The sequence below is a fragment of the Streptosporangium nanhuense genome (assembly GCF_059358815.1).
Map to the genome: position 1 here is coordinate 44,033 of NZ_JCADBG010000024.1, position 17,438 is coordinate 61,470.

At 70.8% G+C, this 17,438-nt stretch carries 15 protein-coding genes; 3 read left to right on the forward strand and 12 right to left on the reverse strand.

All coding sequences use genetic code 11. From position 1 onward, the window contains the following. Positions 1-108: 108 nt before the first annotated feature. The 3 genes from AC5L38_RS35190 to AC5L38_RS35200 all read left to right on the forward strand — a co-directional run bounded on the left by AC5L38_RS35190 (position 109) and on the right by AC5L38_RS35200 (position 3,613). Positions 109-1,206 carry an EAL domain-containing protein gene (locus tag AC5L38_RS35190; protein WP_495247128.1) on the forward strand — a complete coding sequence of 366 codons (1,098 nt, stop codon included), beginning with the start codon at positions 109-111 and terminating at the stop codon, positions 1,204-1,206. Positions 1,207-1,380: 174 nt separating this feature from the next. Beyond that, complete coding sequence (locus tag AC5L38_RS35195) at positions 1,381-2,709, forward strand: aminotransferase class V-fold PLP-dependent enzyme (protein WP_495247129.1); 1,329 nt, start codon at positions 1,381-1,383, stop codon at positions 2,707-2,709. Between the two features lie 49 nt (positions 2,710-2,758). Then, the gene (locus AC5L38_RS35200; RefSeq protein WP_495247130.1) at positions 2,759-3,613 is read left to right on the forward strand and encodes a siderophore-interacting protein; all 855 of its coding nucleotides are present in this window, start codon (positions 2,759-2,761) and stop codon (positions 3,611-3,613) included. A 238-nt stretch (positions 3,614-3,851) separates the two neighbouring features. Here the strand turns inward: AC5L38_RS35200 and hisG are convergent, their stop codons facing one another. The 12 genes from hisG to sufU all read right to left on the reverse strand — a co-directional run bounded on the left by hisG (position 3,852) and on the right by sufU (position 17,336). Continuing rightward, on the reverse strand, positions 3,852-4,697 hold the full coding sequence (gene hisG / locus AC5L38_RS35205) for an ATP phosphoribosyltransferase (protein WP_495247131.1): 846 nt from the start codon (positions 4,695-4,697) through the stop codon (positions 3,852-3,854). A 59-nt stretch (positions 4,698-4,756) separates the two neighbouring features. Next, a complete protein-coding gene (locus AC5L38_RS35210) occupies positions 4,757-5,020 on the reverse strand; it encodes a phosphoribosyl-ATP diphosphatase (RefSeq protein WP_350947730.1) in 264 nt (87 codons plus the stop codon). A 157-nt stretch (positions 5,021-5,177) separates the two neighbouring features. Continuing rightward, the gene (locus AC5L38_RS35215) at positions 5,178-7,547 is read right to left on the reverse strand and encodes a glycoside hydrolase family 2 protein (RefSeq protein ID WP_495247132.1); all 2,370 of its coding nucleotides are present in this window, start codon (positions 7,545-7,547) and stop codon (positions 5,178-5,180) included. Further along, entirely contained in the window at positions 7,544-8,425 is an 882-nt protein-coding gene (locus tag AC5L38_RS35220; protein WP_495247133.1) for an ATP-binding cassette domain-containing protein, read from the reverse strand. The genes AC5L38_RS35215 and AC5L38_RS35220 overlap by 4 nt, the downstream gene beginning before the upstream one ends. Positions 8,426-8,440: 15 nt before the next feature. Then, positions 8,441-9,382, reverse strand: coding sequence for an ABC transporter ATP-binding protein (locus tag AC5L38_RS35225; protein ID WP_495247134.1), 942 nt, complete (start codon positions 9,380-9,382; stop codon positions 8,441-8,443). Continuing rightward, on the reverse strand, positions 9,383-10,276 hold the full coding sequence (locus AC5L38_RS35230) for an ABC transporter permease (RefSeq protein ID WP_495247135.1): 894 nt from the start codon (positions 10,274-10,276) through the stop codon (positions 9,383-9,385). Further along, positions 10,273-11,268 (reverse strand): ABC transporter permease, encoded by a 996-nt coding sequence (locus AC5L38_RS35235; RefSeq protein WP_495247136.1) that lies wholly within the window; start codon positions 11,266-11,268, stop codon positions 10,273-10,275. The genes AC5L38_RS35230 and AC5L38_RS35235 overlap by 4 nt, the downstream gene beginning before the upstream one ends. Positions 11,269-11,358: 90 nt before the next feature. Beyond that, the gene (locus AC5L38_RS35240; protein WP_495247137.1) at positions 11,359-13,140 is read right to left on the reverse strand and encodes an ABC transporter substrate-binding protein; all 1,782 of its coding nucleotides are present in this window, start codon (positions 13,138-13,140) and stop codon (positions 11,359-11,361) included. A gap of 175 nt (positions 13,141-13,315) precedes the next feature. Then, entirely contained in the window at positions 13,316-14,179 is an 864-nt protein-coding gene (locus AC5L38_RS35245; protein ID WP_495247138.1) for a hypothetical protein, read from the reverse strand. 250 nt (positions 14,180-14,429) lie between these two features. Next, positions 14,430-16,142 (reverse strand): DEAD/DEAH box helicase, encoded by a 1,713-nt coding sequence (locus AC5L38_RS35250; RefSeq protein WP_495247139.1) that lies wholly within the window; start codon positions 16,140-16,142, stop codon positions 14,430-14,432. Positions 16,143-16,509: 367 nt separating this feature from the next. Further along, entirely contained in the window at positions 16,510-16,902 is a 393-nt protein-coding gene (locus AC5L38_RS35255) for a metal-sulfur cluster assembly factor (RefSeq protein ID WP_495247140.1), read from the reverse strand. Then, positions 16,899-17,336, reverse strand: coding sequence for a Fe-S cluster assembly sulfur transfer protein SufU (sufU, locus tag AC5L38_RS35260; RefSeq protein ID WP_495247141.1), 438 nt, complete (start codon positions 17,334-17,336; stop codon positions 16,899-16,901). Before sufU ends, AC5L38_RS35255 begins: the two co-directional genes overlap by 4 nt. Between the last annotated feature and the right edge of the window lie 102 nt (positions 17,337-17,438).

Consider the following 17,438-nt stretch of genomic DNA (forward strand, 5'->3'; position numbering starts at 1 on the left):
CTCGCCGGGCACACGATCTCGCTGGTCAAGTCCAACGAATGGCGAAATATCGGTGAACATCACCGCTCGTTGCCGCTGTGACGGTAGAGAATGGTCCATTCTCGGAATGTGACGACCAGAGCGCGAACCGTCCCGCGGGCCTCCACGGCAGGTGCGGGTGTCACGCCCGTCGTCGACCTCGACACCGGCGGCGTCATCGCCTTCCAGGCGACCGGCGAGGGCCTCGGGAACATCTCCTCCACCGTCCAGACGGCGCGCGACGTCGCCGCGAGCGAGGTCCTGCTCCCCCTGGTGCTCACCCTGCCGACGTCCGCGGTGATCGGCGGCTCGGCCGCGCTCGCCCCGCTGCACGAGGCCCTGCGCGCCTCGGGCCGGCGACCCGGCGAGGTGATCCTCACCGTACGAGGCGACTTCGCCCAGTTCGAGCGCCGCTCCCTGCTCACCGGGCTGGACGGCCTGCGCGCCATCGGCTACCTGATCGCGATCGGCGACCTGGGCACCGGGCACTTCCCGCTGGACCTGATCGCCGACGCGGCACCGTACCTGGCGGTCATCTCGCGTGACCTGATCGACCAGGTGCCCCGCGACCCGCGCCGCGCCGCGATCGGCGAGGGCCTGGCGCGGCTCGCGCGGGGGACCGGGGCGCACGTGCTGGCCCCGGGGGTGAAGGAGGAGGCGCAGCTCGCCGCGATCCGCGGCTGGGGGGTGCGGCTGGCCCAGGGCCCGCTGCTGATCCCCGGCCCGTCGGGACGGGTGCACGTGCCGCTCCCGGTCGTCGAGCCGGAGCCCTCGCGGCTCACGCTCGGCCCCCGCGTCCACGAGTTCCTGCTGCCCGCGGTGACCCTCCCCTACGAGGCCACCGCCGAGGCCGTGATCGACGCCTTCGGCAGCGAGCCGTCCATCACCAGCGTGATCCTCGTCGACGAGTACCAGCGTCCCCGGGGCAGCCTCGACCGCAGCCGCTTCCTGCTGTCGATCGCCGGGCGCTTCGGCCACGCCCTGCACGGCAAGAAGGCCGCCGGGCGGCTGGCCGACCCCGTGCGCACGGTGCCCAAGACCACCCCCGCCATAGCGGCCATGCAGGTCGCGGGCCGCGACGCCGAGCGCGTCTACGACGACCTGGTCGTCACCGACGAGGTGGGCCGCTGCATGGGCATCGTCCGGATCGCCGACCTGATCCGCCAGGTCGCCGCCATGCAGCGCTGAGCCCTTCTCCGCGCGTCGGGGGAACGGTCCTTTTCGCCGTTCCGGCCCTGGCGCCTTTACGTTGTAGATTCGAATATCCGCCGCGCCCGCCCCCGTACCCCTTGGCAGGCGCGCATGATCACGGTAGGAAGGGCTCAGGGGGCGGGACGACGGCGAGGGGCGGCGAGGGCACGGATGGACGATCGCGGATCTCGGGTCGGGCGGCGCGGGCTGCTCGGCGCGGGACTCCTGGCCGGGGCCGGGGCCGCGCTGTCCGGTTGCACCCCCGGCGACACGCCCGCCGCCCCGGCTCCTTCGCGGCCTCCCCCGTTCGACCCCGCCAGCTGGGAGTCGGTGCGGGCCCAGTTCCCGCTCGACCCCTCCTACGCGCAGTTCGCCGCCTACGTCCTCGCCTCCCACCCCGCCCAGGTGCGGCGGGCGATCGAGGAGCACCGGCGCGGCCTCGACACCGACACCGACGCCTACCTGCACGGCGAGGACAGGGAGGGGGCGGTGCGCGAGGCCGCCGCGGCCTACCTGGGCGCCGACGCCCCCGACGTCGCCCTCACCGACAGCACCACGATGGGCCTGGGCCTGCTCTACAGCGGCATGCGGCTGCTCCCCGGCCAGGACGTGCTCACCACCGAGCACGACTTCTTCGCCACCCACGAGAGCCTGCGGCTGCTCGCCGCCAGGACCGGCGCGAAGGTCCGCAGGGTCGGCCTGTACGACGACCCGGCCAAGGCCTCCGCCGACGAGATCGTCTCCCGGCTGAAGGCCGCGCTCACGCCGAGGACCCGGGTGGTGGCGATCACCTGGGTGCACTCGGGCACCGGGGTGCGGATGCCGGTCAGGGCGATCGCCGACATGGTCGCCGAGGCCAACCGCTCCAGGGACGCCGAGGACCGGGCGCTGCTGTGCGTGGACGGGGTGCACGGCTTCGGCGCGATGGCCGACGGGGTGGAGGAGCTGGGCTGCGACTTCCTGGCCAGCGGCACCCACAAGTGGCTGTTCGGCCCCCGGGGCACCGGCATCCTGTGGGGCAGGGGCCAGGCCTGGCGGGCGCTGCTGCCGGTGATCGCGAGCTTCTCCAGCGTGACCGTCGACCCGGGCACCGGCGACGAGCCGTACGGCCCCGGTGGGCTCCTGCACACCCCCGGCGGCTACCACAGCTTCGAGCACCGCTGGGCGCTGAGCGAGGCGTTCGCCTTCCACCGGGCGATCGGCAAGGAGCGGGTGGCGGCCAGGATCACCGAGCAGGCCACCCGGCTCAAGGCGGGGCTCGCGAAACTGCCCAACGTGCGGCTGATCACCCCGGTCTCCGCGGAGCTGTCGGCCGGGCTGGTCTGCTGCGTGGTCGACGGCATGGACGCCCCCACCGCGGTGGGCAGGCTCCGCCGGGACCATCGGATCATCACCAGCGCCACCCCCTACCAGGACGTCTACCTGCGCTTCGGTACCGGGATCGTCACCACCCCGGAGCAGGTGGACCAGGCGGTGCGGGCCGTGGCCGCCCTCAGGTGACGTATGGTACGAGTTAGGCTTACCTAACTTGGACCACACGGAGTGACACATGGCAGCAGAGGACAAAGGCGAGCGCCGCACACCGAAGTTGAGGAGCGGCCTGGTCCAGCGGGTGGAGCGGCTCACCCCCCACATGATCCGGGTGGTGCTCGGCGGCGAGGGCCTGGCCGGTTTCCGCGCGGACGAGTACACCGACCATTACGTCAAGCTGCTGTTCGCCCCCGCCGGGGTGAGCTACCCCCAGCCGTTCGACGCGGAGGCGATCCGCCGCGACCTGCCCCGCGAGCAGTGGCCCACCACCCGCACCTACACCGTCCGGCGCTGGGACGCCGAGGCGGGCGAGCTGACGATCGACTTCGTCGTCCACGGGGACAGCGGCCTGGCCGGGCCGTGGGCCGACCGGGTCCAGCCGGGCGAGGAGCTCCACTTCTTCGGCCCCGGCGGCGCGTACGCGCCCGACCCCGAGGCCGGCTGGCACCTGTTCGCGGGGGACGAGAGCGCGCTGCCCGCCATCGCCGCCTCCCTGGAGAACCTCCCCGCCGGGGCACCGGCCTGGGCCTTCATCGAGGTCGAGGGCCCCGAGGAGGAGCAGAAGATCGACTCCCCCGGCGACGCGCGGATCGTCTGGCTGCACCGCGGGGACGCCCCGTACGGCGAGCTGCTGGTCAGGGCGGTCCGCGAGCTCGACTTCCCCGACGGCGACGTGCACGCCTTCGTCCACGGCGAGGCGGGCTTCGTGCGCGACCTGCGGCGCCACCTGCGCGCCGAGCGCGGCATCCCGCTGGCGAGACTCTCCATCTCGGGCTACTGGCGCCTGGGCCGCGACGACGAGGCGTGGCGCTCCTCCAAGCGCGAGTGGAACGAGCGGATCGAGGCCGAGGAGGCCGCGACGCTCTCCTCCTGACCCCCCGCTGACCCCCCGCGTCATCCGGGACCGGGACGAGATCCCGCCCGGCCAGGCCGGCGCCGGCACGGTCGAAGCCGGAACCGGCGCGGTCGGAGCCGGCCCTGGCTACGGGCGCGCCGGGCCGGTGCGGTCGGCCGTCCGCAGGATCTCCTCCAGGCCGAGCGGTTCGGGGTGGAGCCGCCGGACGAAGTCGACCGTCTCCCGGGCGGTGAGCTCGGGCACGAGCTCACCGCTCTCAGAGGCGGCAGGCGAAGATGGCGGTGACCAGGATGGCCTTGGCGCCCATCTCCCAGAGCTGGTCCATGATCTGCTGGTGCCCCTTGCGCGGGACCATGGCACGGACCGCGACCCAGCCCTCCCGGTGCAGCGGGGAGACCGTCGGCCCCTCCATGCCGGGGGTGAGGGCGATGGCCTCCTCGATCCGCTCGGCGCGGATGTCGTAGTCCATCATCACGTAGTCGCGCGCCACCAGCACGCCCTGCAGGCGGCGGATGAGCTGCCGCAGGCCCGGGGTCTCCCCGGCGCCGATCCCCTTGATCAGCACGCCCTCGGAGTGGGTGATCGGCTCGCCGAACACCTCCAGGCCGATGTTGCGCAGCGTGGTGCCGGTCTCCACGACGTCGGCCACGGCGTCGGCCACGCCCAGCCGGATGGCGGTCTCGACCGCGCCGTCCAGCTTGATCACCCGTGCCTCGACGCCCTGCTCGGCGAGGTAGGACTCCAGCAGCCCCGCGTAGGCGGTGGCGACGCGCCTGCCCTTGAGGTCGGCGACGGAGTCGAAGTCGCCGGGGTTGGCGGCGAAGCGGAAGGTGGAGCGGCCGAAGCCGAGCGGGATGATCTCCTCGACCCGCGCGCCGGAGTCGTGGAGCATGTCGCGGCCGGTGATCCCGGCGTCCAGGGTGCCCTCACCGACGTAGACGGCGATGTCCTTGGGCCGCAGGAAGAACAGCTCGCAGGAGTTCTCCGGGTCGGCGACCACGAGCTCCTTGCTGTCCTTGCGGACGCGGTATCCGGCTTCCTTGAGGATCGTCTGGGCCCCCTCGGTGAGGGCGCCCTTGTTGGGTACGGCGAGACGCAGCATGGCTGGGTTCCTTACGTGTGGACGAACTGCCTACGGGACCGGGAGCCGGGCGCACCGGCTCACAGATGCTTGTAGACCTCGTCCAGCCCGATCCCCTTGGCGATCATGAGGACCTGCACGTGGTAGAGGAGCTGGGAGATCTCCTCGGCCGTCCGCTCGTTCGACTCGTGCTCGGCCGCCATCCAGCTCTCGGCGGCCTCCTCCACGACCTTCTTGCCGATGGCATGGACCCCGGCGTCCAGCGCGGCCACGGTGCCCGAGCCCTCGGGCCGGGTGCGCGCCTTGTCGGACAGCTCGGCGTACAGCTCTTCGAAGGTCTTCATGATCTCTCTCGGCGTCGTCGGATGTGCCCGTCAAGACTAACGGGCCATCCGGCCCCGGCGTGTGCGGGTCCACGCTCTGGGACGCCCGCCGCCCGCTCCTCGCCCCCTTCTTTACGGACGGTTCTCCCCGGACGGCACGGGATCTCCCGGGAGCGGCTCAGTCGTTGACGCAGCGCAGTACGGGGCGGGTGACGAGAGCGGCGGGGTCGGGTGAGCCGGTGACGTGGAAGGTGACGCTCTCGCCGGGCAGCAGGGTGTGGAGCATGTCGTCGACGCTGGAGTGCGGGTCGAGGCGGTCGGGGAACAGGGCCAGGTCGCGCAGGAGGGTGCGGGCGGTGACGGTGACCTCCACCCCGCCGTCCCCGGCCGGGGTGACGTCGGTGTCGTAGGCGGCGGCGGGCAGGGCGAGGTGGGTGTCCTCGGCGAAGAAGTGCAGGGTGCGGTGCCCGCCCAGCCGGACCGACAGCACTTCGGCCGACGGCTCCGCCGGGGTGGCCACCGCGTCGGGGAGCGGGACGCTCGCCACGGAGCGGGGCGCCACCGTGACCTGGACGCTCTCCTTGGCCAGGGGTCGCCCGTCCAGGGTGAGGCGTCGCAGGTCCAGCTCGCCGGTCCAGGGGCCGGGGCTGTCGTTGATCACGGCGACGGCGTTGTCCTGGACGCTCAGGAGGCGGTCGGCGTAGACGCGGCGCAGTGCGTACCACAGGGGTTTGCGCCGGCCGGCGCCGTCGACGGCGGCCCACGAGGTGACCGGCCAGCAGTCGTTGAGCTGCCAGACGACGGTGCCGGCGCAGTAGGGGGCCAGCGCGCGGAAGCGTTCGATGCCGAAGGTGAGGGCTCGGGCCTGGTTGAGCTGGGTCAGGTAGTGCCAGTCGTCGAAGCCGCCGGGGACCGGCAGGTGCTCGCCCAGGCCGCGCAGGAGTTTGGCGTTGCCCTCGTGGGCCTTCTGGTGATGCAGCACCAGGGGGGCGTCCGGGCTCAGTTCGCCGCTGACGGCGTCGCGCAGGGTGGTGTGGGCGGGCGGGCCCTGGAAGCCGAACTCGGCGACGAAGCGGGGGGTGTAGGTGGCGTAGTGGGTGTAGTCCTCGCGGTTCCACACGTCCCAGATGTGGACGGTGCCGTGGGCGGGGTCGTTGGGCGGCTGGTCGGGGTGGCCCGAATAGGGGCTGCCGGGCCAGTAGGGGCGGGTGGGGTCGAGTTCGGCCACCAGCGCGGGCAGCAGGTCGTGGTAGAAGCCCGCGCCCCAGGTGCGCCCCTCCAGGGTGTCCTGCCAGCCCCAGTCGGCGTGGCCTTCGAGGTTCTCGTTGTTGCCGCACCACAGCACCAGCGAGGGCCGCCACGACAGGCGGGTGAGGTTCTCGCGGGCCTCGGCCTCGACCTCACTCGCGAAGGGCTCCTCCTCGGGGTAGGCCGCGCACGCGAACGGGAAGTCCTGCCAGACCATCAGGCCCAGTTCGTCGGCCAGGTCGTAGAAGTCCTCGCTCTCGTACAGGCCGCCGCCCCACACCCGCAGCAGGTTGACGTTCGCGCCGACGGCCTGGCCGAAACGCCCGGCCAGGCGTTCGCGGGTGAGGCGGGCCGGGAAGCAGTCGTCGGGGATCCAGTTCACGCCGCGCACGAACACCGGGGTGTCGTTGACGACGACGGTGAAGGCCCCGTCCGTCCGCTCCAGGCGCACGTCGCGAAAACCGATCCGCCCCGTCCAGGTGTCCTCATCGGCCTGTCCGGACAGACCCACGGTCAGCTCGTAGCGGTCCGGGGCGCCGTACCCGCGCGGCCACCACCGCCGGGGCTCGGGCACCCGCAGCCTCAGCACGGCCTCGCACTCGCCCGCGGCCAGCACCGTCTCCGCCACCACCCCGGCCACCCGCGCGCTCACCGTCAGGGGCGCCTGGCCGGCGCGCTCGACGGTGACGTGCGCCTCGACGAGCCCGTCGGGCCCGTCGAGGCTCACCAGCGGCCGTACCGACGCGATCCGGGCCTCGCTCCACGAGTGCAGCCCGATGGGCCGCCAGATGCCGGAGGTGACCACCGACGGGCCCCAGTCCCAGCCGAAGTTGCAGGCCATCTTGCGGATGAACTGGTACGGCGCCTCGTAGCTGCCCGGCCGGTCCCCCAGCTCGGCCCGCCGCGCCTCGGCGTACTCGACGGGGGAGGCGAAGCGCACCCGCAGCGTGTTCTCCCCCTCGCGCAGCAGCTCGCGTACCGGGAAGCGGTAGGAGCGGTGCTGGTTGGCGACGGTGGCGACCCGGACGCCGTTGAGCTCGACGTCGGCGACGGTGTCCAGGCCCTCGCAGACCAGGTCGGTGCGCTCGTGGCCGTCGGCGTGCCAGGTGAAGGCCGTCTCGTACTCCCAGTCCGAGCGGCCGATCCAGGTCAGCCGGTCCTCGTTGTCGTCCAGGTAGGGGTCCTCGATGAGGCCGGCGGCCAGCAGGTCGGTGTGCACGCACCCCGGCACCGTGGCCGGGACGCGCGAGAGGCCCCCGCCCACCTGGTGAAGGGTCCAGCCGTCGTGTAGCGCCCTCAATTCACACTCCCCGTGGATGTGGTGTCGTCCCGCCGGACGAAGTGACCTGGTTCGGCCTCCACCAGTGTGGAGGGTCCTTCTCGCAGAACTCCGGCAGGGGCGGCGGGCTCGCCGTCCCACCGGGCGGTGAGCCTGGGCACCGACGACAGCAGCCTGGCCGTGTACGGGTGCAGGGGGTTGCCGAACACCATGCCGGTGGGACCTGACTCGACCACCCGGCCCCGGTACAGCACCACGGCCCGCTCGCTGATGTAGTTGCCCAGCGACAGGTCGTGGGTGACGAACAGCACCCCCAGGCCGCGCGACTTCAGGTCGGCGAGCAGGTTGAGGACGTCGATCCTGGTGGACGCGTCGAGCATGCTGGTGATCTCGTCGGCGACGAGGTACCGCAGGTCGAGCAGGAGCGCCCTGGCGATCAGCAGGCGCTGCAGCTGGCCGCCGCTGAGCTGGTGGGGGTAGCGGCCCAGGATCTGCCCGGGGTCGAGGCCGACGTCCTTGAGGGAGGCGTCGATCCTGCCGTCCCACTCGGAGTCCGCGACGCCGGGGAAGTACTCGTCCTTGATCATCCGAAGCACCCGGTCGGCCTTGAAGACCGGGTTGTAGCAGCTGAACGGGTCCTGGAAGACACCCTGCACGTGCCGGTAGTACGCCTTGCCCGGCCGTGCGGGGGCCCCGTCGAGGGTGATCGTGCCCCGCGTCGGGCGGAGCAGCCCGAGGACGGTCTTGCCCAGGGTCGTCTTGCCGCTGCCGCTCTCGCCGATGAGGGAGACCACCTCCCCCGGCGCCAGGTCGAGGCTCACGTCGTCGACGGCGGTGAGGGTCGCGGTGCCGAAGGCACCCACCCGGTAGGTCTTGGTGACCCCTTCGAGACTCAACATCGTCAAGAAATCCCTTCAGGCCTTCCAGCAGGCGACGTGGTGGCCGGGGGCGACCTCGACCGGCGGAGGGTCCTCGGCGCACCTGCCGAAGGCGAGCGGGCAGCGGTCCCTGAAGCGGCAGCCGGAGGGCGGGTCGAGCAGCGAGGGCGGCCTGCCGGGAATGCCCGACAGCCTGCGCTCGGCGTGGCGGACGCCGACCTCGGGCAGCGAGGAGATCAGCATCCGCGTGTACGGGTGGCGCGGCTCGTTGACGATCACGTCCGCCGGGGCCTTCTCGGCCAGCCTCCCCGCGTACATGATCATGATCGTGTCGGCGATCTGGTAGGTCAGCGAGATGTCGTGGGTGATGAAGATCATGCTGCGCACGAAGCCCCGGTCCCTGAACTCCGTCAGCGTCCTGGCCACGGCCTTCTGGGTCGACACGTCGAGCGCGGAGGTGATCTCGTCGGCGATGAGCAGGGACGGGTCGAGCAGGGTGGAGACGACCATCACCATCCGCTGCTTCATCCCGCCCGACAGCTCGATCGGGTAGCGCCCCAGCACGTCGCGCGGCAGCTCGACCAGGTCGAGGCGGCGTTCCAGCTCGGCGACGTCGAGGCGCTCGCCCCGGGAGGCGAGCAGCTCGGCGACCATCCGGCCGATCTTGCGGGTGGGGTTCAGCGCGCTCATGGAGTACTGCGGGATGAGGGAGACCCGGCTGAAGCGGAAGGCGTTCATCCGGCGGTCGTCGCCGATCGGCAGCTCCTCGCCGTCCAGCTCGACGGTGCCCCCGGCCAGCCGCATCCGGCCGTCCATCCTGATGAGGCTCTTGCCGAGGGTCGTCTTGCCGCAGCCGGACTCGCCCGCCAGGCCGAGGATCTCGCCGTCGCCGACGTCGAAGCCGACCCCGTCGAGCGCCCGCACCTCGCCGCGCAGGGTCCGGTAGTGGACCCGCAGGTCGTTCACGCGCAGAGTCATCTAAAGCTCCCGCAGTTTCGGGTTGAACACCTCGTCGAGGCCGACGTTCATCACGTAGAGGGCGCCGACGATGGCGGTGATCCCGGCCCCCGGCGGGACGAACCACCACCACATGCCCAGGTGCAGGGCGCTCCAGCGGGCCGCGTTGTTGAGCATCAGGCCGAGCGAGACGCCCTCGCTGGGACCGAGCCCGATGAAGTCGAGCGAGGCCGCGATCAGCACCGACCCGCCGAACAGCAGGATGAAGGTCATGAAGAGGTACGAGCTCATGTTGGGCGCGATCTCCCTGGCGATGATCTTCCAGGTGCGCACGCCGCTGAGCCGGGCCAGGTCCACGAAGTCGCGCGAGCGCAGCGAGAACGTCTGGGCCCTGATGGCCCTGGCCGCCCAGGGCCAGGAGGTGAGCCCGATGAAGAGCGCCTGCACGCCGACGCTGCGGACCCCGAGGTAGGCGTTGACGATCAGCAGCACCGCCAGCGCGGGCAGGACCAGAATGATGTTGGTGAGCATGTTCAGCACCTCGTCGACCAGCCCGCCCCGGTACCCGGCGGTGAAGCCGATCGCCATGCCGATGACCGCGGCCAGCCCGCCGCCGAGCGCCCCCACCTGGAAGGTGACGCTCAGGCCGTGGACGAACTGGGCGAAGATGTCCTGGCCGAACATGGTGGTGCCGAGCCAGTGCTCGGCCGAGGGCGGCGAGGCGGGGGTGGAGACGTAGGCGTTCGGGTCTCCCCCGGCGATCACCGGGGCGGCGACGGCGAGGACGAGCAGCGGAATCAGCACGACCAGCCCCGCCAGGAGCTTTCCGTTGCGTACCGCGAAGTACAGCCCTTCGCGGCGTCCGGTGACCCTCTTCGGGCCCGGTTCCGCGGGCACGGCGGGCACGGCGGTCATGCCGCCTCCCCTCCCATCCCGATCCTGGTACGCGGGTCGACCAGGACGTAGACGATGTCGATGATGAAGTTGGCGATCAGCACGCCCACGACGATGAACAGGAAGGCCCCCTGCAGCAGGAAGAAGTCCTGGTTCTGGATCGCCATGAGGATCAGGTGGCCCAGTCCCGGATAGGAGAAGACGATCTCGGTGACCAGGGCTCCGGCCACGAGCACGCCGAGCTGCAGGGCCAAGCCGGTGATCTGCGGCAGGACCGCGTTCCTGAACGCGTAGCGCCGGATGAGCCGCCGCGAGGCCCCGAGCGAGGACAGGTAGGTCGAGTAGTCGGCCTCCAGCTCATAGATGATCATGTTGCGCATGCCGATCGCCCAGCCGCCGAACGCGACGAGGAAGAGCGAGGCGAACGGCAGGAACCAGTGCAGCGCCAGGTTCCCGGCGAACTCCCACGACCAGTTGGGCCGCATGGAGAAGCTGTAGCCGCCGGAGACCGGGAAGATCCCGGCCACGATGCCCAGCCCCCAGGCCATCAGGATGGCGAGCCACATGTAGGGCGTGGCGGTGAGCACGTACCCGATCGGCAGCACCGTGTTGTCCAGCCACTTGCGCCTGGCCGCGAAGGCGCCGAACCTGTTGCCCGCCCACCAGCTGAGCAGGATGGACGGAACCAGCAGCGCCAGCGTGTACGGCACCGCCCGCACGATGACGTCGGTCACCGGGGTGGGGAACAGCCAGATGCTGGTCCCCAGGTCGCCCCGGAACAGCGCGGCCCAGAAGTTGGCGTACTGCCGCCAGAGCGGCAGGTCCAGCCCGAACAGGTTCGTGTAGTGGGCGCGCATCGCCTCCACCGCGGCGGGCTGTGACACGTTGGCCCTGGCCAGCATGCTCTGGACCGGGTCGCCCGGCATGAAGCGCGGGATCATCCAGTTGATCGTGACGGCCACGAGGAAGGTGAGCCCGTACACGAGCAGCTTCCGGCCGAAGTAACGTCGCACGCGATCCTCCAGAATCGGCGAGATGAGCCCCTCCCCGCGCGCGCCGGAACGGGTCCGGGCGGCGCGCGGGCAGGGGGCGAGGATCGCGGGTCAGCCTCCGGCGGGCTTCAGCTCGGTGAGGGTCAGCACCCCGCCCAGCTCGAGCCAGTTGCGCCACATGGTCGGCGGGGTCTTGGGGGTGCCCGCGGCCGAGGAGGGCCAGTTGGTCCAGACCGTGTTGCTGGTCTGCGCCCACAGGCCGTTGTACCAGAGCGGGATCACCGGCAGCTCGTCCAGCTGGATCCTCTGGATCTCCGAGGCGACCTGCTTCATCCCCTCGACGTCGTCGACCTTCCTGCCGTCGAGGTCCTGGACCAGGTCCCAGACCTTCTTGTTCTCGTAGCGGCCGAAGTTGACGGTGTTCTGCTGTTTGTTGACCGGCAGCCGGAACATGTAGTCGTAGTACATCCAGGGGGTGTTGGACAGCTGCCGCTCGTTGTTGAGCAGCAGGTCGAACTTGCCGGAGGTGCGCTGGTCGACCAGCGCGTTGTAGTCGGGGAACTCGGGGGTGAGGTCGATCCCGGCGGCCTTGGCGCCCTCGGCGATGACCCGGCTCGCCTCCATCCAGTCGGTCCACCCGGCCGGGACGATGACCTTCAGCGAGGCCTTGGAGCCGTCCTTGTTCTCCACGAACCCGTCGCCGTCGCCGTCCTTGTACCCGGCGTCGGCCAGGAGCTTCTTCGCCTTCGCGGTGTCGAACGCGAAGCCCTTCTCGCTCACCACGGCCTGGTCGACGTACTTGTCCCACTGCGGCAGCAGGCCGGTCGGGCCGGCCGCCTTGACCAGGTTGCCGTAGACGCCCTCGACGATCTTCTTGGTGTCGATGGAGTTGGCGAGCGCCTTGCGGAAGGCGGGGTCGTTCATCGGCTTCTTCGTGGTGTTGGGCACCAGGAAGGCGGTGTTGGCCGAGAGCATGTAGGGCGGTTCGGGATAGTAGGTCTGGACGCCGAAGTTGCCCTTGACGAGGTTGGCCACCCCGGGCAGGAAGTTGTTGCTGAGGTCCAGGCCCTTCTGCAGCAGCAGGCCCATCGCGACCTCGTTGCTGGAGTTGACGATGTCGACCAGGTACTTGGGCTTGACCTCCTTGCCCAGCGCCGCCGTGGCCCACCAGCCGTCGCGCTTGACCCAGGCCATCCGGTCCTGGTCGTGGCTGTGGTAGGCGTACGGCCCGGTGCCGACCGGTTTCTCGTTGACGCCGTTCAGCACCTCCTCCTCGGAGAGGCCCTCCCAGATGTGCTTGGGGACGATCGCGTTGCCGTAGACCCAGTTGGCCCACTGCTGGTAGTTGGCCTTGGAGAAGGTGAACCTGACCGTGCCCGGGTCGACCGCCTCGACCTTCTCCAGCCAGTCCCACAGGTTGGCGTAGGGGACGGTCTTCATCTTGCCGAGCTCGACCGTGAAGACCACGTCGTCGGCGGTGAAGGGCTTGCCGTCGGACCAGGTGACCCCCTGCCTGAGCTTGAGGTCGTAGGTCTTGTCGTCCGTCCAGGTGCCGCTCTCGGCCAGCCAGGGGGTGAACTTGTCCGTCTGGGGGTCGTACAGGAACAGGGTCTCGTAGACGAGCCCCTTGGTGCCGGTGGCCGAGTCCCAGGTCCGCAGCGGGTTCCAGTTGACCGGGGGACCCCACTGGGTGCCGCTGGTGTACAGGGTCTCGTTGCGGGGGAACGCGGCGTTCGCGTCACCCGCCCCGCCCGCTCCGGCCGAGGGGGCCGCCGCGCCGGAGCCCTGCGGCGCCCCGCTCGGGGCGGAGGGCGTCGTGGACCCTCCGGTGCATCCGGCCGTGACCAGACAGGCCGCCGCCCCGAGGATCGCGAACCTCCGTCGAATCCGCATCGACAGTCTCCTCTCCTGCATGGGAGCGCTCCCAACCGATTTAAACGCGACCTCATGCGCTTGCTGAACCGGATAAGTAACGTGACCGTAAAGTGAATGTGTCTGCACTGTCAATAGCCATATGGACCGGTTCAGTTACAATCCCCCTGGCCGGGAGAAGCCCCTGGAGTCCGGCTCAGGGCTTGGTGAGGGTCACCAGCAGCGCGGGGTGGTCGGTGTACCTCATGGAGATGACGTCGGTGCGCTCGAAGCCCATGCTCGCCGCGAAGACGTGCTGCACGTCCCCGTCCCCCTTCCTGAAGAAGGGAGCGGAGTTGCAGTTCTGGACGTTCTGCCCGAACAGCGGCGCGTACCTCATGTTGAAGTCACCCCCCAGGAAGGTCGGCCTGGTCGCCGCGCCCCGGTCGCGCAGCATGGCGACGGCCGCCTTGCACTGCGCCATGGCGACGTTCCCCGTGGTCGACAGGTGGGTGGCGCAGCCGGTCAGGTCGGAGAACTCGGCGCACACGTAGACGCGCCTCTCGCTCCCGCCGTCCTGGGTGGCGTAGACGCCGGAGAAGTTCGTCGCCCCCGTGGCGCGGAAGAGCAGGCCGTTGCCGTACTCGTCCCCGTTGACGCAGCGCACCGGCGTGCCGTCGGGCCGCAGCGCCGGGGCGAACACCCGGTGGCCGTTCCCCATCGAGGGGGCCAGCTGGGCCAGGTCGTCGCGGCAGATCTCGTTGAGCGTGACGGCCTGCGGCTGCCTGGCGCCGATGATGTCGCGCGCCTCCTGGATGACAGCGGCCCCGTTGAAGCAGGAGGTGTTGACGCCGCTGTGGCAGAGGTTGAGCTGCAGGACACGGTAACTCTGCGCGGCGGACGCGGCAGGAACGACGGAGGACGCGGAAGGAGCGACGACGGACTCGGCGGGAACGGCGACGGACGCGGAAGGAGCGGCGGCGGACGCGGCGGGAACGGCGGCGACGGTCCCGGCCGTGGCCAGCAGGACGACGAGGGGAAGACGGGCGAGAACACGGAGGCTGAACCATGAAAGGCGCATTTATCCTCTTATCTCGGAGATTCCACATGCATCGGTTGGTCGCGGAGGCCACCCGGCGGAAGGTCTCGTTCTCCCCGGGCCGCTCAGAGCTGATGGGAAAAAGCGGGATATGAAGCCCATCATGACGACTGGATCTAGATGGTCAACCGTGTCCCGGCACCCGGCCGCGAAAGCCGAAGGGCCGGTACGGCGGATGCCGTACCGGCCCTTCGGGGTGTCGCGGTAGGACCCTCAGGTCCTACGAGGTGAGTCAGCGGCTGTAACGGCTGCCGCCACCGCGCGGGGCGGAGCCGCGACCGTCGGCGCGGAACTCGCCGCCGCGGAAGCCGCCGCCCTGGCGGTCGCCGCGGAACGGCTCGCGCTCGCCCGCGGGACGCTCGGAACGGTAACCGCCGCCGGCCGGGGCCGGGCGGTCGGCGCGGAACGGCTCACGCCGCTCGCCGCCGCGGTAGCCGCCGGTGGGACGCTCGGAGCGGAAGCCGCCGCCCGCCGGGCGCTCGGAGCGGTAACCGCCGCCGGCCGGGCGCTCGGAGCGGTACTGGCCGCCGCCGGTGGCGCCGGTGCCGCGGTTGTCGTCACCGAAGGAACGCTCGCGGGGCTGCTGGCCCTCGCCGTGGGCGGGACGGTCGGAGCGGAAGCGGCGCGGGCCACGCCCGCCGCCGCCGTTGCCGCCGAAACCGCCGCGGCCCTGACGCTGCTTGGCGGCCGGCGCCGAGGGCTCCCAGACCGGGATCGGCTCACCGGTGGGCGTACGCGCTCCGGCGACCTCCTCCAGGCGCGGGTGGCCCGGGGTGGCCTTGATGCGGAACGGCTTGATGCCCGCGCGGCGGGTCATCGAGTCGGTGGAGCGACGCTCGTTGGGGAGCACCAGCGTCATGACGGTGCCCTTCTCCCCGGCGCGGGCGGTACGGCCACCGCGGTGCAGGTAGCTCTTGTGGTCCTGGGGCGGGTCGACGTGCAGCACGAGGCTGATGTTGTCGACGTGGATGCCGCGGGCCGCGACGTCCGTGCAGACCAGGACGTTGATCGTGCCTTCCTTGAACTCCGCCAGGATGCGGGTGCGCTGGTTCTGGCGCTTGCCGCCGTGCAGGCCGCCGGCCCGGATGCCGACCTGGGCGAGCTGCTTGCACAGCCGGTCCACCCCGTGCTGGGTGCGCACGAAGATGATGGTCCGGCCCTCGCGGTTGGCGATCTCGGCGGTCACCGGGAACTTGTCGTCGCGGTGCACCTCCAGCACGTGGTGCTCCATGGTGTCGACCGAGGAGGCGGCCGGGGCCATCGAGTGGGTCACCGGGTTGGTGAGGAAGCGGCGGACGAGCTTGTCGACGTCGCCGTCGAGGGTGGCGGAGAACAGCAGGCGCTGGCTGTCGGCCGGGGTCTGCTGCAGGATCGCGCTGACGACCGGGAAGAAGCCGAGGTCGCACATGTGGTCGGCCTCGTCGAGGATCGTCACCTGGACCTCGTCCAGCATGCACTCGCCCTGCTGCATGAGGTCGGTCAGGCGGCCGGGGGTGGCCACGACGACCTCGACGCCGCGGCGCAGCGCCTCGATCTGGCGGCCCATGGACATGCCGCCCACGACGGTCTTCATCCGCAGCGACAGGCCGCGGCCGAGCGGCTCGAGCGCGTCGGTCACCTGCATGGCGAGCTCGCGGGTCGGGACCAGGACGACGGCCAGGGGGTGGCCGGGACGGGCCTTGGCGCCGGCGATGCGGGTCATCATCGGAAGGCCGAAGGCGAGCGTCTTGCCGGAGCCGGTCTGGCCGCGGCCGAGAACGTCGTGACCGGCGAGAATGTCGGGGATCGTGGCCCGCTGGATGGGGAAGGGACTGTCGATGCCCGAACGGGAGAGACCGGCCACCAGCGGCTTCGGCAGACCGAGGAGGGTGAACTCGGACACGCCTGCGGGAGCCTGGGGGATCTCGGTGATGTCGGTGATTTCGGGCAGAACAGCGTCAAGCATGGTCACGAAGACTCGTGCCTTTCGATAGAAGAACGGGGCACGTCACTTCTGCGAAAGGACGAGCCTGGAACGCACGGCCTGAGGCCGCGCTGGATCAACGCCCACATGGGGGCGGTAGTGCGGTGCAAGTCGAGGCGCACCGCACGGGGCGGGTCTAGCTTACCCGCACGCAGTCAAACCACGATCAAGCATACCCGGCGTTCGCAGTGCCGGGTTCGGTCGGGGCGTCCGGCATCGGCCGGTCGCTTGTCCGTCGGTTGGAGTCAACACTCCTGGCCGGGCTTTTCTTCCCGGCCTCCGAAATCCTCTCACACAATTGGGCACGACCCGAACCCCGGGGGGTGCGAGCCGCGCCCAAAGGCACTTCTCAGACGTTGAACCCCAGCATCCGGAGCTGCTCACGCCCCTCGTCGGTGATCTTGTCCGGGCCCCACGGCGGGAGCCACACCCAGTTGATCTTCACATCGGAGACCATGCCCTCCAGGGCCGAGTGCGCCTGGTCCTCGATGACGTCGGTCAGCGGGCAGGCCGCGCTGGTCAGCGTCATGTCGATGGTGGCGACCGGCAGGGTGGCACCGCCGCCCTCGGCGTTCTCGGCACCGGCCTCGGCGGCGTCGAGGTGGAGCCCGTAGATCAGGCCCAGGTCGACGACGTTGATGCCGAGTTCGGGGTCCACGACGTCCTTGAGAGCCTCCATGACCTCGTCATGGGTGGTGTCCCCGTCGTAGGCCGTGGTGGGGGTCTCTACAGCCTTGCTCATTCGGTGCTCCTCACGACCGCGTCCTTGTAGGCCATCCACGCCAGTAGCGCGCACTTCACCCGGGCGGGGAACTTGGCGACCCCGGCGAAGGCGACGGCGTCGCCCAGCACGTCCTCGTCCGCCTCCACCTTGCCCCTGCCCTGCATGAGCCGGGTGAACTCGTCCACGACGCCGAGGGTGTCGTCGACGGTCGAGCCGGTGGCCAGCTCGTGCAGCACGGAGGCCGCGGCCTGGCTGATGGAACAGCCCTGCCCGTCGTAGGAGACGTCCTCGACCTTTCCTCCGTCGCCCAGCTTCACACGCATGGTGATCTCGTCACCGCACGTCGGGTTCACATGGTGGACCTCGGCGTCGTACGGATCGCGGAGCCCCCTCCCCTGCGGGTGCTTGTAGTGCTCCAGGATCAGCTCCTGGTACATGGACTCGGCGATCATAGGGTCGTGCTCACCTTCTCGTTCGCTGCGCCGTGCGCTCGCGCGTCGCCGGGCGCCGTGCGGCGGGCGCCTCGCGCCCGCCGTCCGCCCGTCCGCCGGCTC